The 22,602-nt window shown below is 40.8% G+C and carries 17 protein-coding genes and 8 tRNA genes; 13 read left to right on the plus strand and 12 right to left on the minus strand.

Features of this window, described 5'->3' with window-relative positions; translation table 11 throughout:
• Positions 1–110: 110 nt before the first annotated feature.
• The 3 genes from ptsH to cysZ all read right to left on the minus strand — a co-directional run bounded on the left by ptsH (position 111) and on the right by cysZ (position 2,700).
• Complete coding sequence (gene ptsH / locus PR799_RS07000) at positions 111–368, minus strand: phosphocarrier protein Hpr (RefSeq protein WP_006658608.1); 258 nt, start codon at positions 366–368, stop codon at positions 111–113.
• Between the two features lie 355 nt (positions 369–723).
• Entirely contained in the window at positions 724–1,680 is a 957-nt protein-coding gene (cysK, locus tag PR799_RS07005) for a cysteine synthase A (RefSeq protein ID WP_154628946.1), read from the minus strand.
• 255 nt (positions 1,681–1,935) lie between these two features.
• Positions 1,936–2,700, minus strand: coding sequence for a sulfate transporter CysZ (gene cysZ, locus PR799_RS07010; protein ID WP_154628945.1), 765 nt, complete (start codon positions 2,698–2,700; stop codon positions 1,936–1,938).
• A gap of 219 nt (positions 2,701–2,919) precedes the next feature.
• Here cysZ and zipA point away from each other — a divergent pair, with 219 nt between their 5' ends.
• The 4 genes from zipA to PR799_RS07030 all read left to right on the plus strand — a co-directional run bounded on the left by zipA (position 2,920) and on the right by PR799_RS07030 (position 7,784).
• Positions 2,920–3,963, plus strand: coding sequence for a cell division protein ZipA (gene zipA / locus PR799_RS07015; protein ID WP_272521571.1), 1,044 nt, complete (start codon positions 2,920–2,922; stop codon positions 3,961–3,963).
• Positions 3,964–4,008: 45 nt separating this feature from the next.
• Entirely contained in the window at positions 4,009–6,045 is a 2,037-nt protein-coding gene (gene ligA, locus PR799_RS07020) for an NAD-dependent DNA ligase LigA (protein WP_272521572.1), read from the plus strand.
• Positions 6,046–6,287: 242 nt separating this feature from the next.
• Positions 6,288–7,472, plus strand: coding sequence for a NupC/NupG family nucleoside CNT transporter (locus tag PR799_RS07025; RefSeq protein ID WP_036949543.1), 1,185 nt, complete (start codon positions 6,288–6,290; stop codon positions 7,470–7,472).
• 96 nt (positions 7,473–7,568) lie between these two features.
• Positions 7,569–7,784 carry a DUF3820 family protein gene (locus PR799_RS07030; protein WP_272521573.1) on the plus strand — a complete coding sequence of 72 codons (216 nt, stop codon included), beginning with the start codon at positions 7,569–7,571 and terminating at the stop codon, positions 7,782–7,784.
• A 22-nt stretch (positions 7,785–7,806) separates the two neighbouring features.
• On the opposite strand, the gene PR799_RS07035 is transcribed toward PR799_RS07030, so the two are convergent.
• From PR799_RS07035 to gltX, 4 genes are all read right to left on the minus strand, one after another.
• Positions 7,807–9,153 carry a flavin monoamine oxidase family protein gene (locus PR799_RS07035; protein WP_154628941.1) on the minus strand — a complete coding sequence of 449 codons (1,347 nt, stop codon included), beginning with the start codon at positions 9,151–9,153 and terminating at the stop codon, positions 7,807–7,809.
• A gap of 215 nt (positions 9,154–9,368) precedes the next feature.
• Positions 9,369–9,444: transfer RNA gene (locus tag PR799_RS07040), tRNA-Ala, on the minus strand.
• 49 nt (positions 9,445–9,493) lie between these two features.
• Positions 9,494–9,569 (minus strand) — tRNA-Ala (locus tag PR799_RS07045).
• Between the two features lie 191 nt (positions 9,570–9,760).
• Positions 9,761–11,182, minus strand: coding sequence for a glutamate--tRNA ligase (gene gltX, locus PR799_RS07050; RefSeq protein ID WP_154628940.1), 1,422 nt, complete (start codon positions 11,180–11,182; stop codon positions 9,761–9,763).
• A gap of 356 nt (positions 11,183–11,538) precedes the next feature.
• Here gltX and PR799_RS07055 point away from each other — a divergent pair.
• From PR799_RS07055 to PR799_RS07085, 7 genes are all read left to right on the plus strand, one after another.
• A tRNA-Val gene (locus PR799_RS07055) sits at positions 11,539–11,614 on the plus strand.
• 27 nt (positions 11,615–11,641) lie between these two features.
• Positions 11,642–11,717 (plus strand) — tRNA-Val (locus tag PR799_RS07060).
• Positions 11,718–11,748: 31 nt separating this feature from the next.
• Positions 11,749–11,824, plus strand: a tRNA-Val gene (locus PR799_RS07065).
• Positions 11,825–11,865: 41 nt separating this feature from the next.
• Positions 11,866–11,941 (plus strand) — tRNA-Lys (locus PR799_RS07070).
• Positions 11,942–12,103: 162 nt separating this feature from the next.
• Positions 12,104–12,179 (plus strand) — tRNA-Lys (locus tag PR799_RS07075).
• Positions 12,180–12,240: 61 nt separating this feature from the next.
• Positions 12,241–12,316 (plus strand) — tRNA-Val (locus tag PR799_RS07080).
• Positions 12,317–13,707: 1,391 nt separating this feature from the next.
• Positions 13,708–14,001, plus strand: a complete 294-nt coding sequence (locus tag PR799_RS07085; protein WP_036949379.1) for a helix-turn-helix domain-containing protein — start codon at positions 13,708–13,710, stop codon at positions 13,999–14,001.
• A gap of 245 nt (positions 14,002–14,246) precedes the next feature.
• Here the strand turns inward: PR799_RS07085 and PR799_RS07090 are convergent, their stop codons facing one another.
• From PR799_RS07090 to PR799_RS07110, 5 genes are all read right to left on the minus strand, one after another.
• Positions 14,247–15,974 (minus strand): potassium/proton antiporter, encoded by a 1,728-nt coding sequence (locus PR799_RS07090; protein ID WP_272521575.1) that lies wholly within the window; start codon positions 15,972–15,974, stop codon positions 14,247–14,249.
• A 370-nt stretch (positions 15,975–16,344) separates the two neighbouring features.
• On the minus strand, positions 16,345–17,013 hold the full coding sequence (locus PR799_RS07095; RefSeq protein WP_132495518.1) for a methionine ABC transporter permease: 669 nt from the start codon (positions 17,011–17,013) through the stop codon (positions 16,345–16,347).
• The gene (locus tag PR799_RS07100) at positions 17,010–18,023 is read right to left on the minus strand and encodes a methionine ABC transporter ATP-binding protein (RefSeq protein WP_154628938.1); all 1,014 of its coding nucleotides are present in this window, start codon (positions 18,021–18,023) and stop codon (positions 17,010–17,012) included. The genes PR799_RS07095 and PR799_RS07100 overlap by 4 nt, the downstream gene beginning before the upstream one ends.
• Before the next feature lie 3 nt (positions 18,024–18,026).
• Entirely contained in the window at positions 18,027–19,487 is a 1,461-nt protein-coding gene (locus PR799_RS07105) for an FAD/NAD(P)-binding protein (RefSeq protein ID WP_272521578.1), read from the minus strand.
• A gap of 4 nt (positions 19,488–19,491) precedes the next feature.
• Positions 19,492–20,625: a CMD domain-containing protein gene (locus PR799_RS07110; protein WP_154628936.1), complete on the minus strand. Its 1,134-nt coding sequence runs from the start codon at positions 20,623–20,625 to the stop codon at positions 19,492–19,494.
• Positions 20,626–20,856: 231 nt separating this feature from the next.
• On the opposite strand from PR799_RS07110, the gene PR799_RS07115 reads away from it, so the two are divergent.
• A complete protein-coding gene (locus tag PR799_RS07115) occupies positions 20,857–21,699 on the plus strand; it encodes a MetQ/NlpA family ABC transporter substrate-binding protein (RefSeq protein WP_154602930.1) in 843 nt (280 codons plus the stop codon).
• A gap of 158 nt (positions 21,700–21,857) precedes the next feature.
• Positions 21,858–22,595: a cyclase family protein gene (locus tag PR799_RS07120; protein WP_272521579.1), complete on the plus strand. Its 738-nt coding sequence runs from the start codon at positions 21,858–21,860 to the stop codon at positions 22,593–22,595.
• Positions 22,596–22,602 lie beyond the last annotated feature (7 nt).

The following is a 22,602-nucleotide window of genomic DNA, read 5'->3' on the forward strand; positions in this document are numbered from 1 at the left end:
TTTGATGTTGCAGAGACAACAGTAGATATAAGTGATTAAGCAGGTGTCCCCGAATAATTTATTCAGGGACAGGGAATTATTACGTTAAAACAAGATGGCAAAGTGAAGATTTATTCTAATTCGCCCATCAGTTTAACTAAAAATTCAACTGCTTGTTGCTCATCTTCACCTTCAGCAGAAATGGTGACTACGGTGCCTTGGGTTAAACCTAATGTTTGTAGTTTGAACAGGCTTTTTGCGCTAGCTGATTTGCCGCCTGAACTCAGAGTAATATCTGAAGTAAATGCTTTTGCTTCTTTAACGAATTGAGCCGCAGGACGAGTATGTAAACCGTTAGGTGCTGTAATTGTAACTTCTTGCTGGAACATAATATTTCCTCAGTGATTTTAAGTTTTTTATGATGACACAGCCTATTGTAGATGAAATATGCTGAGCATGCGTATAATTTAGATTATCAACGATTCATTTGGTTTTCTACTTTGTTTGGTATCAACCAAATTATCATTTATTTAGCTTAAACTTCACACAACGCTTTTAGTAGGTATTTCGCCATTCAATCAGTGAGTGGCTAAAAAATGATTAATTTCGAGGTGTGAAATAATTACTATGTTTAATACTAAATGCCGGATAATAAATCATCCCAATCCGTGCTAATCTATGATCTCACCCACAAAAAAAGCACCTAATTGGTGCTTTTTTAACGTAATGTTAACCTAACTATCATTATTCGGCATTAATATCCGCAAACAGTGCGGTGGATAAGTAACGCTCACCTGAAGACGGTAAAATGACCACAATATTTTTGTCTTTATATTCAGGTAGTGCCGCAAGTTTAGCGGCTGCTGCAATGGCTGCTCCGGATGAAATGCCTGCTAAAATGCCTTCTTTTTCCATTAGCTCACGAGCGGTTGAAATCGCTTCGTCATCGGTAATTTGCAGGACTTTGTCAATAATAGAAAGGTCTAAGTTGCCAGGGATAAAACCAGCACCGATACCTTGGATTTTATGGGGGCCCGGCTTAATTTCTTCACCTGCAAGAGCTTGAGTGATCACTGGCGAAGTTGCGGGTTCAACAGCAACCATCACCACATCTTTTTTCCCTTTTGTCTGCTTTAAATAGCGACCAATACCTGTGATTGTCCCGCCAGTTCCAACGCCAGAAACAACGACATCTACGTTGCCATCGGTATCATTCCAAATCTCAGGCCCAGTCGTTTTCTCGTGAATAGCTGGGTTGGCTGGGTTACTAAATTGCTGTAATAGCAGATATTTACTTGGGTTGCTGTTGACGATTTCTTCCGCTTTAGCAATGGCGCCTTTCATACCTTTGGCGCCTTCAGTCAGGATTAAATTAGCACCAAGGGCTTTTAAAAGTTTACGGCGTTCTATGCTCATGGTTTCTGGCATGGTTAGCGTTAGTTTATAACCGCGAGCCGCAGCCACGTAGGCGAGGGCAATACCTGTATTTCCGCTTGTTGGTTCAACCAGTTCTTTATCTTTTGTCAGGATGCCTTTTTTCTCAGCATCCCAAATCATGTTCGCGCCCACTCGGCATTTCACACTGAAGCTTGGGTTACGAGATTCCACTTTTGCCAAAATATTACCGTTGCCAAAATGCTGTAAACGCACTAATGGGGTATTTCCAATGGTCAACGAATTATCTTCATAAATTTTGCTCATGGGACATCCTTAAAATTAACGGTTAGCCAAGAATTAGGTGTGTTTTCAAAATGGAATATGAATTCAACATACTCGAACATCTGATTATTGCAAATATGATTTAACGCTAGAATATAACCGAGGGTTATTTAAAGTTACGTTATTATAACTAAGAAGAAAAGCCTGGTATTGATCTGGATTGAGAGCAGAAGCCGTAGAGAAGGATATGCAGATAGGTACCTGCATATCCCTAGAAAGTGTTAATTTCGAGAAGGGCTAATAGCGAGCGTAACGAGCACGATAACGGTCAACCCACATTAAGGTTGCGCCACAAACCGCAACTGGCATGATGACTAAGTTTAAAATTGGGATCATCATTAATAAGCTGACTGCACCACCAAATTGAATATTATTCACTCGATCTTTTGAGAGTGCTTGTTTCATGTCGTTGAACCCAACGCGATGGTTATCAAATGGGTAATCGCAATATTGAATGGACATCATCCAAGCGCCGAATAGGAACCATAAAACGGGCGCAACAGTTTGCCCAATACCTGGAATGAAGAACAGCACCAATAACACGATGGCTCGCGGCAAATAGTAAGCAATTCGCACAAATTCGCGTTTAATCATGCGTGGTACATCTTTTAGTAATTCTGCCATGCCCGAATCTGGAGCGGGCTTACCGGTCAGTTCCGCTTCTAAATGCTCTGATAGCCAGCCGTTAAACGGTGCAGCGATGATATTGGCAACCGTGCTAAAGAAATAGCTAAAAACCAGTAAGATAGAAATGACGGCGACAGGCCAAATCAGATAGTCAAGCCATTGTAGCCAGCTAGGGATGTAGCTCATAACCTGATCAATCCATCCTCCAAGCTTACTGTATAACCACCAAAAAGCGCCTCCAAGAAGCAGAATGTTTGCTAATAGGGGTAAAAGAACAAAGCGCTTAATGCCAGGACGAGTGATTAGTCGCCACCCTTGTGAAAAGTAATAAAAACCAGAGTGATTTTTTTGTGGCGAAAATGTCGATTGGGTCATACTTCTTATTATCTCCTTTGCGGGTGAGCATGTATCATATAGGTATGAAATTACACTGACTAGTGATAATTTTGTATAAAAAAGCAGCAAACGAAGGCGGAATATTCTCTTTCTTGTAAGAAAATCGTTCTGAGGGTTGCACTTAGAGCAATTGAGAAATAATCTTAAGGTAGTTTCCGCCGTGATGGCATCATTATTCATCAACTAGAGATAGCAGCGATGCAGGATTTGCGTCTAATATTAGTGGTCGTAGGTGCGATAGCCATTGTCGCTTTATTACTGCATGGTTTATGGACCAGCCGTAAAGAGCGCTCTAAGTTATTTCGCGACAGACCTGTAAAACGTAGAAAGAATGACACGCAGGAAAACTCATCAGAATATGATGATTCTGCTCTGTTTACTGAAAATCAACCGGTACAAAAAGCCGCTGTTGAAGATCAGCCTATCTATATGGTGAAAGAGGAGCCGCGTGCTGAGCCTGTCTCTCAACCCCATACAATTCAACGTGACGCTGAGCCTGAGTTTAATTTAACTGCAGAGCACTCACCACAACCTGCTTCAAAGCCAGTTAAACCAACAGCTTCTGAGCCTGTGTTTGCTCCCCATGTTGATAATCGCCATGCCCCTGAGCAATTGACGATTAATATGGCGGATGAAGCTGATTTACAAGAACATGTTTCAGAACCTGTACGCATTCATACAGAGCCAAAGATTCATGTTTCTGCACAGCCAGAATCTGTACCACAAGTCTCTGCTCATCAAGAAGCAGTACAACCTGTGGCTCAGCCTCATACCGAAGTAGAGCACGAAGCACCTAGTGCACCGGCAGAAAAAGCGGCAGTTGCAAGCGAAAAGGAAATTGTTCTGGTACTGCATGTTGCAGCGCATCATGGACAGGTTCTTGAAGGTGAAGCATTACTGCAAAGTATTCTTCAGGCTGGCTTCCAATTCGGTGCCATGAATATCTTCCACCGTCACGTTCATCCAGCGGGATCGGGGCCAGTATTGTTTAGTTTGGCAAATATGGTGAAACCGGGGTCATTTGACCCAGAAGCCATGTCTGATTTCACCACGCCGGGTGTCTCTATCTTTATGATGGTGCCGTCTTATGGTGAAGCTAGCCAGAACTTTAAATTAATGCTCCAAGCGGCACAACGTATTGCATCAGATGCAGGTGGTGTTGTGTTGGATGATGAACGAAAAATACTGACACCTCAAAAAATAGAGGTGTATCATGCTAGAATTCGAAATACATTAAGTTAATTAAAACCCCCGATTCAGGGGGTTTTTTATATCTATTGGTGAAACATGACGACGAAACAAACCTCAGACGCACTCACGCAAAAAATAGACGCGTTAAAACAACAATTGCGCCATCACGAATACCTCTATCATGTTATGGATGCACCCGAAATTCCCGATGTGGAATATGACAAGCTGATGCAGGAACTTAAAAGCCTCGAAGCGCAGCATCCAGAACTGATCACCACAGATTCCCCAACTCAGCGCGTGGGTGCAGCACCATTAGCTGCATTCGATACGGTTCGCCATGAAATTCCCATGCTCTCTTTAGATAATGTATTTGATGAAGAAAGCTATCTCGCATTTGATAAACGCGTGAAAGACCGACTGCATAACCACACTGAATTAACATTTTGCTGCGAACTCAAATTAGATGGTCTAGCCGTCAGTTTGCTGTATGAAAATGGTGAGTTAGTTCAAGCGGCAACCCGTGGTGATGGTACTGTTGGCGAAAATATCACGGCCAACGTACGCACGATCAAAGCAATTCCGCTACGTTTACGCGGGGATAATATTCCTGCCCGGGTTGAAATTCGTGGTGAAGTTTTTATGCCTCAAAAAGGCTTTGAGGCGATGAACGAAGAAGCACGTAAAACGGATGGTAAAATTTTCGCTAACCCACGTAATGCGGCAGCGGGTTCCCTTCGCCAGTTAGATCCACGTATTACGGCTAAACGTCCATTAACTTTCTACTGCTATGGTGTAGGGCTAGTGGAAGGTAAAACATTGCCAGATACCCATTATGAGCGCTTGATGCAATTCAAAGCGTGGGGGCTGCCAGTGAGTGAGCATGTGCAATTACGTGTTGGTTGCCAACAAGTCCTCGATTTCTATCACCATGTTGAAAAAATTCGCCCGACACTCGGTTTTGATATCGATGGTGTCGTGATTAAAGTGAATGATATTGCCACTCAAGAAGAATTAGGTTTTGTTTCCCGGGCACCACGCTGGGCAACCGCGTTTAAATTTCCTGCTCAAGAGCAAATCACGTTACTGAAAGATGTTGAATTCCAAGTGGGGCGCACTGGGGCGATTACACCAGTGGCTCGCTTAGAGCCAGTACAAGTTGCGGGTGTTGTGGTAAGCAATGCCACACTCCATAACGCGGATGAAATTGACCGTTTGGGCGTTCGCATTGGGGATACCGTTGTGATCCGCCGTGCAGGGGATGTTATTCCTCAAATCGTGAGTGTTGTGCTGGATAAACGCCCTGCAGATAGTCGTGAAATTTTATTCCCGACCCATTGCCCTGTATGTAATTCAGATATTGAACGTATCGAAGGGGAAGCAGTGGCTCGCTGCACTGGTGGATTAACTTGTGGTGCCCAATTAAAAGAGTCACTGAAACACTTTGTTTCTCGCCGTGCGATGGATGTCGACGGGATGGGCGATAAAATTATTGAGCAGTTGGTCGATGCGGAATATGTGAAAAACGCGGCGCAGCTCTACCAATTATCAGCGGGTAAACTAACTGGTCTAGAAAGAATGGGACCAAAATCCGCGCAAAAACTCATTGATGCGCTCGAAAAATCCAAACAAACGACACTGGCTCGCTTTATCTATGCATTAGGGATCCGTGAAGTGGGTGAGGCGACAGCGGCAAATCTTGCGGCACATTATGCATCATTAGACGCGGTGATGGCGGCGGATGAAGAATCACTGAAAACCGTTCAAGATATTGGTGAAGTGGTGGCGAAGCATGTGGTGCATTTCTTCCGTGAAGAGCACAACCGCCAAGTTATTCATGATTTATTGACCATTGCGAACATCCACTGGCCTGAAGTGAAAGTGATTAACAGTGCTGACATTGATAGTCCATTCGCTGGAAAAACGGTCGTACTGACTGGGTCGATGTCAACGCTTTCCCGCGATGAAGCTAAAGATAGACTGGTCGCCTTAGGCGCAAAAGTCGCAGGCAGTGTATCGAAGAAAACTGACCTGGTGATTGCCGGTGAAGCGGCGGGTTCAAAGTTAGCGAAAGCAACAGAATTGGGTATAAAAGTCATTGATGAAGAAGAATTAATTCGTTTGCTGAATATCTAATCGTGACCTATATTTAATGCGCAATGCCATTATCGACCACTGTGATAATGGCATTTCTTATTTTCTGGCTAACATTTTTACAGTTGTTATTAATGTGTTACTCGTGAAACGTGATCTGGTCGTGACTTTTGAAAGATAGGCTGAGTCGGTTTTCATATTAATGTGACGTTAATCTCATTTAAATGTTGTCTATTACATAAAATATGCGCATAGACTGATTCGTAACTTTGTTGGAGTCAAATATGACCTCGATCCTGCACTTTATTTTATCCATCGTCATCATCGGCGCTCTCGCGATTCTCGCGAGTAGTAACCGTAGAGGGATCCGCCCTCGCTATGTTATTCAATTACTTGTGATCCAAATTGCACTCGCTTACCTGTTCTTAAAATCAGGTATCGGTGAGTCTTTCGTTCTTGGTGTTGCTGGCGTATTTACCCATTTATTGGGTTATGCGGCAGAAGGGACCAAATTTATTTTTGGCGGAATGATTGAAGGCAACTTAGCATTCTTCTTCCTACAAGTGTTATGCCCAATTATCTTTATCTCTGCACTGATTGGTATTTTACAACATATTAAAGTTCTGCCTTTCGTTATCCGCATCATCGGTACGGTCCTGTCGAAAGTAAACGGTATGGGTAAACTTGAGTCATTCAACGCAGTAAGTTCATTATTACTGGGTCAGTCAGAAAACTTTATTGCCTATAAAGACCAATTAGGCAGCATGTCAGAAAGAAGAATGTACACCATGGCGGCAACGGCGATGTCTACCGTTTCAATGTCCATCGTGGGTGCCTACATGACCATGTTAGATCCAAAATATGTTGTTGCCGCTCTGGTCTTAAACATGTTTGGTACATTCGTGGTGTTATCGCTGATCAACCCATACCCACCAGAAGGGGAAAAAGAGATCCAAATGCGCAGCCTGCATGAAGGTCAAAGCTTCTTCGAAATGCTGGGTGAATACATTCTTGCTGGGTTTAAAGTTGCGATTATCGTTTCTGCGATGCTGATTGGTTTTATCGCTCTGATTGCGATGGTTAACGGAATCTGTTCTGCTATTTTCAATGTTAGCTTCCAAACTATGCTGGGCTATGTGTTCTATCCATTTGCTTGGATGTTAGGTATCCCTGCGAATGAAGCGCTACAAGTTGGTGGCATCATGGCAGTGAAAATGGTGACTAACGAATTCGTAGCAATGGATGGTTTAAAAGCGGTAGCATCTGGTTTATCTGACCGTTCTGTGGGCATCTTATCTGTATTCTTAGTGTCATTCGCTAACTTCTCTTCCATCGGTATTATTGCTGGTGCAATTAAAGGGTTAGATGAAAAACAAGGTAATACCGTTGCACGTTTTGGTCTGAAATTACTGTACGGTTCAACGTTGGTAAGCTTCTTATCTGCTGCGGTGGTTGGATTAATCCTGTAGTCATCACGATAAAAAGTGTTACAGTGAGAAGCGGCATTCAGTGAATGTCGCTTTTTTTATGTTTCACGCTTTCTATTTAGAAGGAATTGGGAAGAAATGGAAAAACAAGACTTACTCGATATCGCCAATACATCGATGCCATTTGGTAAATATAAAGGCTGTGTCCTGATTGATCTTCATGAGGAATACCTACTGTGGTTTTATAAAAAGGGGGAGTTTCCGGCAGGGCGATTAGGACAATTGATGGAGATGACGCTCGGGCTGAAGATAGAAGGGCTAGATAGCATTGTTAAGCCCCTAAAACGAAAATAAGGGTTAGAGGCTTAATCGATAATTATTGCGCGTTAAGCAGGCTGTTGGCCGCCTCTATACCCGATTGATAAGCACCATGTACGGTACCGGCTCCTAATAGCGCCAAATGTTCTCCAGCAAAGAAAATTTTGTTATTAATAGGCTGTTTTAATTGGGCTATTTGATCCGCCGAATAGTTAGGGGCGGGGTAGCTAAATGAACCATAAGCGTAAATATCTTTCTCCCACTCGGTTTTTATCAGCTGTATGGGTGCGGGTACATTATCAAATACCTTACTAAGCGATTCTTGCAGTTCATGCCAGGCGGTGTGCTCATCACACTCTTCAAGCCATTTAGCGGACAACCCACCAAATAAAAACAGCAATGTTGGTTTTTGATAAATCGCGCTCACATCCATAAAATTCAACCAATAATCAGACTCATGAATGTACATACTATTGACGTTATTGAGTGAATTTTTGCGCCAGAAAGCTTGTTCAAAGGTGACAAATAATTTGTTGAATACACCGAAACCTAACTGGTTAATGGCTTCCTGCGTTTTTTCAGGCAATGCAGGCGTGAAATGAATTTTATCTTTCTTCAACACCCCAAGTGGTACGGTCACAACGACCTTATGGGCATTGAACTGTTGTCCATCAAGCGTGATGACAGTGACATAATTATCTAAGTAATGAACATGTTCAACAGGGTGGTTAAGGCGAATATCCAGCCCTTTCGATAGCGTTTCGATAATTTGGGAATATCCACGCGGGAAGATCACTTCATCGCCTTCACAAAAGCCTTCGAGTTGTAAAAAATAGGGGGATAATGTCTCTAATGTACAAGCACAGGGATCTTCAGCGATAGCTTCAAAAAATTCATGTAACCCTGTTTGTAGCTGTTCAAATAGCGACTGACTTGCATGGTGATCGACAGTCAATAAATGGTGGAATTCAGGGCTTTGCAACCAGCTATTTAATGCTTCAGCTGCATTGTTAAATTGGCAAGGTGATGAAATGTTCTCAAACTGTTCCATTAAATAATCAAGGCCCGCTTCAAAAGCTTCTTTTTCGTTCTCACACAAAACCAAGCCATTTTTTTTATAGAAAATAGCATCTTGGTAATTGAAAACAACAGTTTGAATATGGTGCTGTTGCGCGATAGCATTAATTGGATTGTCAGTAATACCGTGGATCCAAGAAGCGCCTAAATCATAAAATTGGTTATCAATTTCCTGCGTATGAATGCGCCCACCAAGACGGTCGCGTGCTTCTAAGATAAGGACTGTTTTATGTTGGGGGTTTTGGGGTTGTGACTGTAATTGATTTGCGACTGATAAACCTGAAACGCCTGCTCCTATCACAATGATATCGGCATCTATGTGTGGCATAACTCACCTAGTTGAAATGGAATACGGACGATGTGCGATGACACATCTGAATAATTCTATTTAAATGAAATTATAAGCTAATTATATATGAGTAAATCAAATGTGAATAGACGGTACAGTAGGGGAAAGTGAGTTAGGCTAAATTATTAAGATAAATTACAAATAGGATTTTTTGGAAAAGGGAAGAATGAATTAAAGGGAGATAAGAAAGAGTTTGGTGGAGCTAAGCGGGATCGAACCGCTGACCTCTTGCATGCCATGCAAGCGCTCTCCCAGCTGAGCTATAGCCCCAAACGAAGTATTTTGTGATGAAATTCAGCCATCTAAACTGGTTTTTAGATGGTGGAGCTAAGCGGGATCGAACCGCTGACCTCTTGCATGCCATGCAAGCGCTCTCCCAGCTGAGCTATAGCCCCAAACAAAATCTTTTGGACGGGAGGCATCATATTCAAGCTCGGTTGGAGTGTCAATATATTAATATGTTTTTCGGGTTTAACTGCTGAAATATAGAACATTTTGCAATCAATTCCCATTTAATGCGGGGCTGAAAAGCAAACTGCCTCTTAAGTTAAGAGGCAGTAAATAGAAAGGCTTCTTATTTAGAAAATTATTGTGCGGATGCTTCGCGTTCTGCGATAAACGCTAATGCTTTTTCGATACGAGCGACAGAGCGAGCCTGACCGATAGCATGAACGGTAACATCTAACCCAGGAGATTGACCTGCGCCAGTCACGGCTACACGCAGAGGCATACCCACTTTCCCCATGCCCACTTCTAATTCAGCCGCAGTCGCTTCAATTGCTTGATGAACATTTTCAGCCGTCCAATCTGAAATAGCGATTAATTTGTCTTTCACGACTTCTAATGGCTGGCGAGCAACTGGACGTAAGTGTTTTTTCGCTGCATCAGCATCGAATTCTTCAAAGTCCTGATAGAAGTAGTGGCAAGATTCCGCCATTTCTTTCAGTGTCTTACAGCGCTCACCCAGTAATTTGATTAACTCAACTAACTGTGGGCCAGTGCTGGTATCGATATTTTGCTGTTCGATATGCCATGCAAGGTAGGTAGCCACTTCTTCAGCAGGTAGGGTATTGATATAGTGATGGTTCAGCCACTGTAATTTTTCAGTGTTGAATGCACTTGCTGACTTGCTGATAGCATCAAGAGAGAAATATTCTTTCATTTCTTCAATTGAGAAAATCTCTTGGTCGCCGTGTGACCAGCCTAAGCGCACTAAATAGTTTAATAGCGCTTGTGGCAGGTAGCCGTCATCACGGTATTGCATAACGCTAACAGCACCATGGCGTTTAGACAGTTTTTTACCATCATCACCTAAAATCATAGAAACGTGAGCATATTCAGGAACTGGCGCGCCTAATGCTTTGAGAATGTTGATTTGGCGAGGGGTGTTATTGATATGGTCTTCACCACGAATGACGTGGGTAATTTCCATATCCCAGTCATCAATCACCACACAGAAGTTATACGTTGGAGAACCATCGGTACGACGAATGATTAAGTCATCAAGTTCTTGGTTGCTAAATTCAATTGGACCACGGATGGTATCATTGAAAATAACGGAACCTTCTTGCGGGTTACGGAAGCGAACAACATGCGGTTCTGCTGCAGTGTGGTTATGTTCATGGTCACGGCAACAACCGTCATAGCGAGGTTTTTCGCCTTTTGCCATTTGTTCTTCGCGTAAAGCTTCTAAACGCTCTTTAGAGCAGTAGCAGCGGTAAGCGGTACCTGCTTCTAACATGGTATCGATTACGGCATTGTAGCGATCGAAACGCTTAGTTTGATAGTAAGGACCTTCATCCCAATTTAAATTCAACCAGTTCATACCGTCCATAATGGCGTCGATAGCTTCCTGAGTTGAACGTTCTAAGTCGGTATCTTCAATACGCAGGACAAATTCGCCCTGATTGTGGCGACTATATAACCAGGAATACAGGGCGGTACGAGCACCACCAACGTGCAAGTAGCCAGTTGGGCTTGGTGCAAAACGGGTTTTGATTTTACTCATCGAGATTGCCTTAATTGCGAAACGTTGTTTCTTAATGCGCTTATGATCATCGTAAGCATTGCTAAAAGTTCCTCTATTCTATCACCCTGTAGTGAATCCTCAATCTGCTTATCTCTATACAGATAAAGAAAATCATCAAATTGGGAAAATAACCGCTAAAATTTTTAGTCTGGTGAGCTTTGAGTGATTTTTTTCTAATAAAATTTAGTAGGATAATGTAGTTAATTGATTAAAAAGGGTACTTCTTAGGTGATAATTAAAACATCTTGATTATTTTTGCAACGAACAGAAAAAATCTATTCAAAAACCGTTGACTCAGAACGCAGTATCCCTATAATGCACCTCCATCGACGACGGGGCGATTAGCTCAGTTGGTAGAGCACCTCCCTTACAAGGAGGGGGTCAGTGGTTCGAGCCCGCTATCGCCCACCACCGTTGACGATGAAAACATAAATGATTGGGCGATTAGCTCAGTTGGTAGAGCACCTCCCTTACAAGGAGGGGGTCAGTGGTTCGAGCCCGCTATCGCCCACCAATTATTTATGACAATGTGATTATTATGAAGTGGGCGATTAGCTCAGTTGGTAGAGCACCTCCCTTACAAGGAGGGGGTCAGTGGTTCGAGCCCGCTATCGCCCACCACTTCATATTTTCTTGCATTAAAACAATTCAGAAATATAGATGGGTCGTTAGCTCAGTTGGTAGAGCAGTTGACTTTTAATCAATTGGTCGCAGGTTCGAATCCTGCACGACCCACCATCTCAGAATTGTAACCATCATAGATGGGGTTAGTTAACTCGGTAGGATCATAAACCACGGATAAGATGGTTGCTGGTTCGACCCGCAGGGTGAGACCGTAGGTCGAGAAATCCTGCACGACCCACCATCTAAAGTAGTGAAAAACAATTTAGAAATACAGATGGGTCGTTAGCTCAGTTGGTAGAGCAGTTGACTTTTAATCAATTGGTCGCAGGTTCGAATCCTGCACGACCCACCATCTAATGATTGTAGCCGTAAAATTGGGTCACGACCCAGTATCAAAAATAGCGTCATGAAGTGGGCGATTAGCTCAGTTGGTAGAGCACCTCCCTTACAAGGAGGGGGTCAGTGGTTCGAGCCCGCTATCGCCCACCACTTCATTTTTATCAAAAATCACGCCATAAATCCTCAATGCAAAAATTAACTTACTGATTTTAATTGGTTTATACATAATTGCATCCAGTAAGACTTTACTATCCCTCCCTCAGCTATTCTTCGTTTATTTTGCTTAAATATTCATATTGCTTATAAAGTATTATTCCTATTAAGATATGTACATATCGTTATATTGATCATTATATTGTTAATATAAACTTTTGAATTTTTAATGAATCCAAATATTGAATGAAACGATAACAAGACTTTTCCTTGTATTGTAGAGCCCTTAGTTTTTTTGAAACCAAAAATTAGTTAATAAAAATAAAGCATATCAACGTTATAAGTAAAATCACTTAAATGATAATGTTAAAGGATTAATCTATTTATAGTTTTATCTAAAATGAATTTTTATTAAAAACTATGATGGCAATGAAATTATGCTAGAAATTAAATTATGCCATACCACATGAACAGCCTTATGTTAGTTTGGATTAAATAGGTTATTAAGAATATTCTTAGTTGATATTAAAAAAATAACAAATAAAACTTTCATTGATATTACAACAAAAGAACATCTGTATAGTAGTATATTGGTGAATAATTCTAGTTATTCTCGTTTTGATAATCTTAAAGTTCAATAATTTTCGAGTGTTTATGTATTCATAATATTAAAATAAGATTATCAATAATCAGTAATGTTCATATTTTTGTGATATTCATCAAGTAAAGTGAATGTTCGACTTCCTTAACGTTAATGTTTTGTTATGTTGAATGTGTAGGTGCATTAAATTCACTAGGTTACTTTAAAAATATAGCGTTTAATTAATTTGTAGCATACAGTTCAAAAATGTAAGTTATTGATGTTTTATGTTGCGAAATGGTTATATATGTAAAACATATATTTTTTACTTTCTTTTACAGAAAATGCTCACTTAATGTGGTTTTTGACTCAAAAAACCACCAATGTTATCGTGAAACGATTAACTTTGTTACAGTGTTAAATTATTCTGTTTATTTCCTTTATTTTTGGATTTATTGGCGGGAAAGTGATTAGTTTTTAGTGAATTGTCTTGTGATGTGCTCTTTCACCTGAGCTTGCTTGGTGATATTCACTGGATATCAATTCATGTAACTGATTGATAACTAAGGGTCTATTTGCTAACTCGTCTTGTTTGTATAGAGAAAAATATTTTGTTACATAGTTGCAATGTCATTTTTGGACTAGTTGAAACTAATTAGAAGGCTAGTATATCATTCTCTTAGTGATGTTGGATGTATCACCATGTTTTTATCGATGAACTATATAGTACATATAAAATAACAATGAAAATGGCAGAAAATACCTGCTGATTTTTATTCAATTAATATAGATTGAAGCGAGAATGTTTATGAATACAAAATATCCTGTCGCTTGTGCAGTTGGACAAAAAATTAAATCTTTAAGAAAAGCTCAAGGCTATACAGTTTTCCAATTAGCTAAAGAGATCGACATTAGTGAACAACAACTATTTCGTTATGAACGAGGTGTGAATCGTATTGATATCGATTGTTTAGTTCGCGTATTAAAGGTATTAGGCGTAAATATGGGAGAATTCTTCAGTGAAGTTCTCCAGGATGATATCAATGCATCTGAGGAAAGAGAATCTAAAGGGTTTAACGACTCGCTTTATTCTCTCGTATAATATTAATTCTTTGCACACGTTTCATAATGAAACAAATTAAGTGTGGTAATTAAATTGTTTCAAATGAGAACGGTGAAATTAATTAACTCAATTTAATTAGTAAAAGTCATTGAATATATTAACCTCCCTCTTATATAGAGTACTTGCAAAAATAAAAGCCCCTTCGGGGCTTTTATTTTTTTATGCATACAAATTAGAAAACAAGCGTGGAAAAATGGAAATGGATTATCACTATTTTTACCATATTATTCCTGCTGGATTTTTACTGGCTCTAAAATAACGGTAACGATACGTGGACCGATCATTTCATCAATTTTTATTTGTATGTCATCTAGCTTAACTACATCCCCTTGAGTGGGTTCATTTTCAGTATTGACGTGAATAAATTGATTGAGTGTTTTATCGGAATCAACTTCAATCAAGATACCATACGATTCATAAATTTCATTTAATCGCGTTGTACCTTTTAAGCTTAAACCAGACTCAGGTAACTCCATAATGGTTGGCTCCGAAGACGTTTGTTCGGAGAATAATCTTTCTAGGAATAAGCGATTTTGTGGTTTTAGTACAACAAACAAATGATCATTCGCCATTAAGATTGTTGACCCGCGGGGGGGTAACACGCTTTTTTCTCGAGTGATCATCGCAATCACGGTTTGGTCCGGTAGTGCTAATTCAGATAATCGGCGTCCCACAGCAGAGCAGTCCTCGCCCAGAGTGTATTCGACTAAGTCAGCATCAATCTGGTCGACAGCGGTAATATCTAATGTCGCAGCGGGTATAAGCGGTGGTGGCTGCATAAGATTTAATTTGCGGGCAAAGTAAGGCAGTGTGGAACCTTGTAATGTTGCAGAAATTAGAACCACGAAGAAGACAACATCAAAAATAAGGTTGGCACCCGGTAATCCAAAAATAAAGGGGAAAATAGCCAAAATAATCGGGACAGAGCCTCTTAGCCCCACCCAGGAGATAAGTGCTATCTCATTTCGTGTGAAGCGAAATAGTTTGAGTACTGGGATAACGGCGAGTGGTCTTGCTACAAAGGTTAATACCAGTGCAATGAGCAACCCTTCCTGCCATACCTCAATTAACGAGCTAGGGTTAACCAGTAAGCCTAACATCACGAACATGATGATTTGGCTTAACCATGCCAGCCCATCATGGAATAAAAAGGTATTGCGTTGAAAAACAAACGAGTGATTACCAATAACCACACCCGTGACAAAAATAGATAAGAAGCCACTGCCACCTAAATTACTGGCGACACCGAATGAAAATAAACCACAGGCAGCCACTAAAACAGGATAAAGACCTGCGGCGAGTAACTTAATTTTGTTGATGATCTTTATTGAAATCCAACCAACCCCAATCCCAACAGCAGCACCGATTCCCATTTGACTAACAAATAATAACGCCAATTCACTGCCGGAAGCTTGTGGGTTCATTAGCAGTTGCAGCAGACCAACGGTTAAAAATATAGCCATCGGGTCGTTGGTTGCACTCTCTATCTCTAAAGTCGCCTGTAAACGCTCGTTTAGGTAAATGCCAGCATTGCGTAGCAGTGAAAATACGGCGGCGGCATCCGTTGAGCCAACAATGGCGCCTAAAAGTAACCCTTCAAGAAGTGGAATACCTAAAATATAGGCGGCGGCTAACCCGGTGATACCTGCGGTAATTAAAACACCAACGGTCGCTAAGGTGAACGCTGGTTTCCAGACTAGCTTAATTGATTTTACTGAGGTTTGTAGTCCACCATCGAAAAGGATTAGAGCAAGGGCAAGAGAGCCAACAGCATAAGAAACATTGACGTTATCAAAGGTAATTTTCCCTAAGCCATCCTCACCTGCCAACATGCCAATAAAGAGAAACATAACCAGCATAGGCAAACCCAGTCTTGCAGACAGTTTGCTCGAAAAAATACCGAGTAAAATCAATATGGATGAAAGCAATATAAGTTGTTCGATAGTCGGCATAATCAGTTTTCAGTTAGAGGTGGATAAAACGCTGACGATGCATCGTAAAGCGCGCGAGGTAGCTAAAGATGTTATCAAAGTGACTAAAATATACATTTAATGGTGTTTTTAGTCCCAAGAGGTCAAATAAACATTATGATGTATACTATTATGATTATATATGAATCATTTGAAATATATTGGTATTTTACTGCATTTTTTTAAATATAATTTTTAGAAATAGCTTATTTTTTTATTAAATTCGTGTTAATAGCGACTTTTTTTATGTGTAAATATTTTTTGAGGTGGAATTGAAAAGGGGAGAGGTGATGGGTAATTGTATGAGAAATCAATAAAAGTCGATGAAGATATTTCATCGACTTTATATTAACTAGTGAAAACGCGCCTTTCTTGCCAAAGTGTCACCAATAAACTGTATTCCTTGCACTATAATCACCAAGGTCACAACCGTAATTGCCATAGCAACATTATCAAAGCGTTGATAACCATAATTTAGCGCAAGGTCACCAACACCCCCACCGCCAACAGCTCCAGCCATCGCGGTTGCTCCAACTAACGTTATACTGGCAGCGGTTAAACTTAAAATTAATGATGACTTTGCTTCTGGTAAAATAAAGTGCCACACAATTTGCCAGTTGGTCGCCCCCATTGCATCGGCGGCTTCAATAATGCCTGAATGGACACTGAGCAATGAATTCTCGACCAATCTTGCCGTATAAGGCGCAATATAAATAACTAATGGCACAATGGCTGCGGTGGTGCCAATAGATGTTCCTACCACAAAGCGCGTTAATGGGATTATGGCCACTAATAAAATAATAAAAGGTAGTGAACGGAATATATTAATAATAGGGTTAATCACGCGATAAATACGTTTATTTTCCCAAATCCCTTCTGGTCGTGTAATAACTAATAAAATTCCCAATAAGATCCCGAATAGTGAACCTAGGACAAGCGCAATACTCACCATAGTGAATGTTTCTGACATGGCCAATAAAAATTGTTTACTTGTCAGTGCCGTTTCAAAAAACTCACTCATACTGTCCCCTTATTCACTGCAACGCCACGATGGCGTAAATAGGTTATGGCTTCATCAATATGTTGTTTATCTCCTAACATTTGAACAAACATACTGCCTAAAACGACGCCATTGATTTCTTTCATGTTGGCAAACAGGATATTGATTTTAATAATATTCTTGATAATAAGCTCATTCACCACTGGCTCTTGTGCCGATTTACCTAAAAACTCTAATCGATACACATCCTCTTGATGTTCAAGCTGATGGAGTACACGCTCCGGAATTTTTTCATTGAGTACCGTACCCACAAATTTTTGCGTGGTCGAATGTTGAGGATTGGCAAAAATATCAAGTACTGTGCCCTCTTCAACAATGCGACCGGATTCCATAACGGCGACACGATGACAAATCTGCTCAATGACTTCCATTTCATGAGTGACCAATAGAATGGTAATTTTCTGCTCACGATTGATTTTTTGCAGTAATGCCAAAATGGAGGCGGTAGTTTGTGGATCCAAGGCAGAGGTTGCCTCATCACACAGCAAGATTTGCGGATTATTAATTAACGCTCTTGCTATTCCAACACGCTGTTTTTGTCCACCAGAAAGCTGGTTAGGGTATTGGTATTTCTTATCGCTTAGCTCAACGTATTCGAGAATGTTATCTACGCGACGGGCAATTTCGTGCTTATCAATGCCGAGTAAAATCAGAGGCATAGCAACATTCTGCTCGACGGTCTTCGTTTCTAACAAATTAAAATGTTGGAAAATCATTCCGATGCTTTTTTTATGTGCTCGTATTTGGGATGGGGTATGCTCCGCTAAATTGTGCTGATCGACCTTGATGGAGCCACCGGTAGGCTTTTCTAATTGGTTGACTAAGCGGATCAAGGAGCTTTTACCTGCACCGCTATAACCAATAAAACCAAAAATATCACCTTTATTGATATGCAAATTAATATCTTGTAGAGCGACTAAGGATTGCCCATTTTTTTCATAGATCTTTTGGACATTGTTAAATTCAATCATCCTTTACTCCACATTTTCAATCAGTTGTACGCGCTGAGCGGGAGGCAAGGCAGGTTGCCATTCATCACCTAATAACTCATTCTCTGTACTGGTTTTAACCAACTCAAGGTGCTGCTGTCGATGGGCAAGATACAACTTGGCGGCAATATGATCCGCTAAACGCTCAGCTCCGGTATTGGTACCTGGGATCAGACCAATTACGGGGCCCATGCTGAGTGAGGCACTTAAATTGAAGCAATAAAAGTGGTCGATAAACGGAAATTCGTAACCCGATTTTGCTTGTAATTCAAAGTGTTCACCAAGATAGGGATGCGCGGCAAGTTCATCATTTTCTTCACCTTTCGGTGGGGTATAAACATCTTTCCATGTTTTAATAAACGGTGCTAAGCGATGAAATGCGCTGTGTTTCTGCCAATTCAGTCGATAGCCTGTCGCTAAAATGAGGTAATCAAAAGAGAAGTCCCCCTGAGTGGTGGAAACGTGCAATTTATTCTCTTTGATGGTGACATCATTGACTTGCGTATCGAAGTTAAAATATGCATGAGTATGGCGAGAAACACGCAGTGTGCTGCCATGAGGGGCTGGGGTTTTCGCTTTCAAAACATAGTCGGCATAATGCCATTTTTGCGCATCGGTAAAATACCCATAGGCATTGGTAAAACCGGCACTTCCAGCAACTTTCCCACGGTTTACTCGCGGCATCTCTTTGGCTCGGATCAATAGCTCAACAGACTTAGCACCATGTTCTAATGCAGTGGCTGAACTGTCCATCGCGCCTGCACTGTAGCCTACAACGCCAATATCGAGCCCGTTAAATCTCTCATAGTTGCTACCCGCATATGAATGCTCCCAGTATTGAGTTGGGATTTTATCCATAAATTCTGGGATATTCGGCTCGCTAAATGACTCCATACCCGTTGCAATCACAACATGCTGCGCGATAAAAGAGACCTGTCCATTGGGAGTGTCGAACGTTAATTCACGACCTTGAGGGATTAATTTAACATCGACTAATTGGTGCTGATTCAGCAGTGTGGGTGCCGTCATGGTTTTAAACCATTGTAGGTACTCACCCCATTGTAAACGTGGAATTTTATCGAGATTTTCCCACGCGTCATCGCCAAATTGAGCTTTAAACCAGGCTTGGAATGTTAAAGAGGGAGAGGCGAGAGCAGGGCCGACAACCTGTTTAGGTGACCGCAAGGTTTCCATCAAAGCTGGCGTTTGCCAAGGGCCTTCTTTGCCGGAAGGTGCTTGGTCAAAAACGATGGCGTTAATCCCCCGTAATTTCAAGGCAAAAGCCGCAGTAATTCCCGACATGCCCGCACCGATAATGGCAACATTAATCTGTTGTTTATCAAGATCTTCATCTGATAGCGACCATGAACCAATCGGTAAATTAAGATACTGCAAATCCTGATTTATTTGCGCCTCTAGAGCGGCTAATCCAATAACCTCATCCATGGTATTACTCCTTATTTTCAGGGAGTTCAAACGGTTCTCCCAATGTCAGCATTAAGCGATTAGCCCATGAGAAAAAAGCACTGGATTGAATTAAATCGAGTAATTCTAGCTCCGTTAACCCCAATGAACGTAATTGTTCGATTTGTTCAACAGAGGCTTGAATAGGCGTAGCTGAGAGCGAAGCGACAAGAGAAACGGCAGCTAAAAGCCTTGGTTCATAGCCTTCAGCAAGCACGCTTCCGGCGGGCGTTGCTAACAGTTTCTCGACATCAACGAGATGTTCTTTTGCATACTGGCTAGCTTTGCGCGCATGAACTGAGGCGCAATAAATGCAGCCATTCACTTTACTGACCGCAGCGGCGGCAAACTCTCTCTCCCAACGAGGTAATCCGCCAGAGGTATAAAAAATACCACGGTCTATCTGTGTACGTAGCGCTAAAATTTCGCTTTGATGAGCTAACAGAAGGAAATACTCAGAATTTAATTGTCCATGTTTTTTCAGAGTTTGAGTTTCATCGTCGCTTAACGAATTGACATCTCGTGCAGATAACCAAGATTCCCAACCTAATTGCTGTTGTGTAAAAGCGGTTGGTGATGATTGTCCTAATTGCGTTGTCGCTGTGTGACTCCAATTTCCTGCTGTAATTGGAAAGTGCTGAACTGCTTTATTATCTGAATTCGGATTCTGTCCAACTAATAATTCCAATCCAGCAACTAAGCGGGATTGATAAGTCACAAATGTAATTAACTGAGCCAATAAAATAATATCGGACTCGGACCATCCTTGTTGAATAAATTGTTGCGTTAAAGCGTAATCCGCTTGATTTGGATTGCTGGTTAATACTCGAAGATATTTCTCTGCAAGCGCAATCTCAGGTGTTATTTCGACGATGGATTGTGATGATAATAATTCAGCATAATATTTTGCGAGTAATATTGAACCAGTAATTTTTGCCACGGAAAGCGCAAAATAATATTTCACATTTAGAGGCAGTATTTGAGAGGGTACAGAAAAAATGGCCTCAAAAGCGGCTTGAGTATTCTCTGTTGCAACCGGTCTTTCTGCGCGGGTCTTCGCTAATTTTGAGTCTGGTGTCAGGTTAAGAATATTGTTAATTAAATCAAATTTTACTGTCATAAATAACTCACTTTATTTAAGTTTTTTTATCTCCTTCATTACATATCAATCACATCATTATTCGAACTACCATTTTGTTATATGGTTATAACCATTTTGGATTGGTTAATTTTTATATTCATTTCTATTTAAGTTATAACGAACGGATCTAAGACGTTAAATAAATCCTGTTTATACTCCGGTCGATTGGCAATATTAAAAATTGAATGTAATCACTATAGGGAATAGCAAATGTTCAAACAAAAAATAATAAATTTATCTTTAGTGGCAACCGCAATCATTGTATTGGCAGGATGTGGTGATAATAAAGAAAAAGACAGTTCAGATAAAAAGCAAATTACGATTGGCTTCGGTGTCGGGAATTATATTGATCAGGTCGATAAAGGCATTGTGCCTATTTTAGAGAAAAAAGGTTACCAAGTGACGTTACGTCAGTTTTCACAAAATAGGCAAATTAACCCTGCATTTGAGGAAGGGGCAATTGACGCATCAGTAAACCAAAGTCGCGCGTATATGGAAGCGTATAACCAAAAAAATAACATTAATATGGTCGCATTGGCCGATTCACCAAGCGCACCGCAGAGTCTACGTTCTAATAAGCATAAAACGCTGGATGACGTGCAAGATGGCATGATTGTGGCGCTGTCAAATGATCCTGTAAATGCGGAACGTGGTGCTCGAATTTTAGAGCAACTGGGTTGGATTAAAATCAAGCCGAATGTCAGTACGCTCAGCTTTAGCGTCAATGACATTGAACCTGCAAAATATAAGCTCGATATCCGTGAAACAGATGCTGCACAAGGTTTACGTCTATTGGATGATGTGGATTTTGTGGTGGTGAATGGTAACTATGTGGCGAGTGCAGGGCAGCGTATTGCGGATGGTTTAGTTGTTGAAAATTCACCACTTGAGCATCGCGTTGTGGTTTCTGTGCTACAAAAAGATCTCGATACTCAATGGGCTAAAGATTTAAAAGAGGCTTTTGAATCAAAAGAGTATGCGGATTATATTCGCTCTCAGCGTATTTATGATGGTTTTATTGAACCTGCTGCGTGGGCAAATTATTCTAAATAATATTCGAATCTTCGTTGCCAATTTGGTGAAAAAATTGGCAACAGATCGTTTAGAAAGATAGACAAACGCCATAGAGTTGGTTATTACCTATTCAGAATAAATAAAAATAGCAAAATAAAATTGTCTTGATAAAGACCAAAAACAGATAGGGGAAAATGATGGCGAACGAGATTTTAAATGCACTAAAGGTATTAAAATCCAAAAAATGGGTGGATTTAACACACAGCTTTGATAAAGATTCTCCTCATTTCTTTATGTTTGATTCTGCAGAATTTAAAACATTATTTGGCTACTCTGATGGTTTTTTTGCTCAGCAATTTACCTTTCCTGGGCAATACGGTACGCATATTGACGCGCCTTGCCATTTTGTGGAAGGAAAACGTTTTTTACATGAATTGGAACTGCAAGAATTGGTCTTACCGCTGATTGTTATCGACCAATCTGGGCGGGCTGCACAAGATCCTAATTTTGCTTTTTCTCGTGATGATGTTTTAGCCTTTGAGCGCGAGTATGGGCGAATCGAACCCGATAGCTTTGTGGCGCTACGTACAGACTGGCATAAACGTTGGCCTTCCCAGGAAGCGATGGATAATAAAGACGCTGAAGGTAATAACCAAATTCCGGGGTGGGGTATGGATGCGCTCAAGTTTTTATTTGAAGAGCGTGGCATTAAAGCCATTGGGCATGAGACATTTGATACTGATGCAGCAAAAGATTTTCGCCAAAATAATGCGCTATTAGGCGAATATTACGTATTAGAGCAAGATACTTACCAAATAGAGTTGATGGCGAATTTAGATCAATTACCAACTCGTGGCGCCGTGATTTTTAATATTGTCGCTAAACCTAATAATGCGAGTGGGTTTCCTGTTCGCTCATTTGCTATTCTTCCCTGAAAATCTT

It is taken from the genome of Providencia sp. PROV202 (assembly GCF_028479565.1).
Classification (GTDB): domain Bacteria; phylum Pseudomonadota; class Gammaproteobacteria; order Enterobacterales; family Enterobacteriaceae; genus Providencia; species Providencia zhijiangensis.

Bases quoted from the DNA above. Each gene is read 5' to 3' on its own strand.
- ptsH (WP_006658608.1), bottom strand. From the start codon at position 368: ATGTTCCAGCAAGAAGTTACAATTACAGCACCTAACGGTTTACATACT.
- cysK (WP_154628946.1), bottom strand. From the start codon at position 1,680: ATGAGCAAAATTTATGAAGATAATTCGTTGACCATTGGAAATACCCCA.
- cysZ (WP_154628945.1), bottom strand. From the start codon at position 2,700: ATGACCCAATCGACATTTTCGCCACAAAAAAATCACTCTGGTTTTTAT.
- zipA (WP_272521571.1), top strand. From the start codon at position 2,920: ATGCAGGATTTGCGTCTAATATTAGTGGTCGTAGGTGCGATAGCCATT.
- ligA (WP_272521572.1), top strand. From the start codon at position 4,009: ATGACGACGAAACAAACCTCAGACGCACTCACGCAAAAAATAGACGCG.
- PR799_RS07025 (WP_036949543.1), top strand. From the start codon at position 6,288: ATGACCTCGATCCTGCACTTTATTTTATCCATCGTCATCATCGGCGCT.
- PR799_RS07030 (WP_272521573.1), top strand. From the start codon at position 7,569: ATGGAAAAACAAGACTTACTCGATATCGCCAATACATCGATGCCATTT.
- PR799_RS07035 (WP_154628941.1), bottom strand. From the start codon at position 9,153: ATGCCACACATAGATGCCGATATCATTGTGATAGGAGCAGGCGTTTCA.
- gltX (WP_154628940.1), bottom strand. From the start codon at position 11,182: ATGAGTAAAATCAAAACCCGTTTTGCACCAAGCCCAACTGGCTACTTG.
- PR799_RS07085 (WP_036949379.1), top strand. From the start codon at position 13,708: ATGAATACAAAATATCCTGTCGCTTGTGCAGTTGGACAAAAAATTAAA.
- PR799_RS07090 (WP_272521575.1), bottom strand. From the start codon at position 15,974: ATGCCGACTATCGAACAACTTATATTGCTTTCATCCATATTGATTTTA.
- PR799_RS07095 (WP_132495518.1), bottom strand. From the start codon at position 17,013: ATGAGTGAGTTTTTTGAAACGGCACTGACAAGTAAACAATTTTTATTG.
- PR799_RS07100 (WP_154628938.1), bottom strand. From the start codon at position 18,023: ATGATTGAATTTAACAATGTCCAAAAGATCTATGAAAAAAATGGGCAA.
- PR799_RS07105 (WP_272521578.1), bottom strand. From the start codon at position 19,487: ATGGATGAGGTTATTGGATTAGCCGCTCTAGAGGCGCAAATAAATCAG.
- PR799_RS07110 (WP_154628936.1), bottom strand. From the start codon at position 20,625: ATGACAGTAAAATTTGATTTAATTAACAATATTCTTAACCTGACACCA.
- PR799_RS07115 (WP_154602930.1), top strand. From the start codon at position 20,857: ATGTTCAAACAAAAAATAATAAATTTATCTTTAGTGGCAACCGCAATC.
- PR799_RS07120 (WP_272521579.1), top strand. From the start codon at position 21,858: ATGGCGAACGAGATTTTAAATGCACTAAAGGTATTAAAATCCAAAAAA.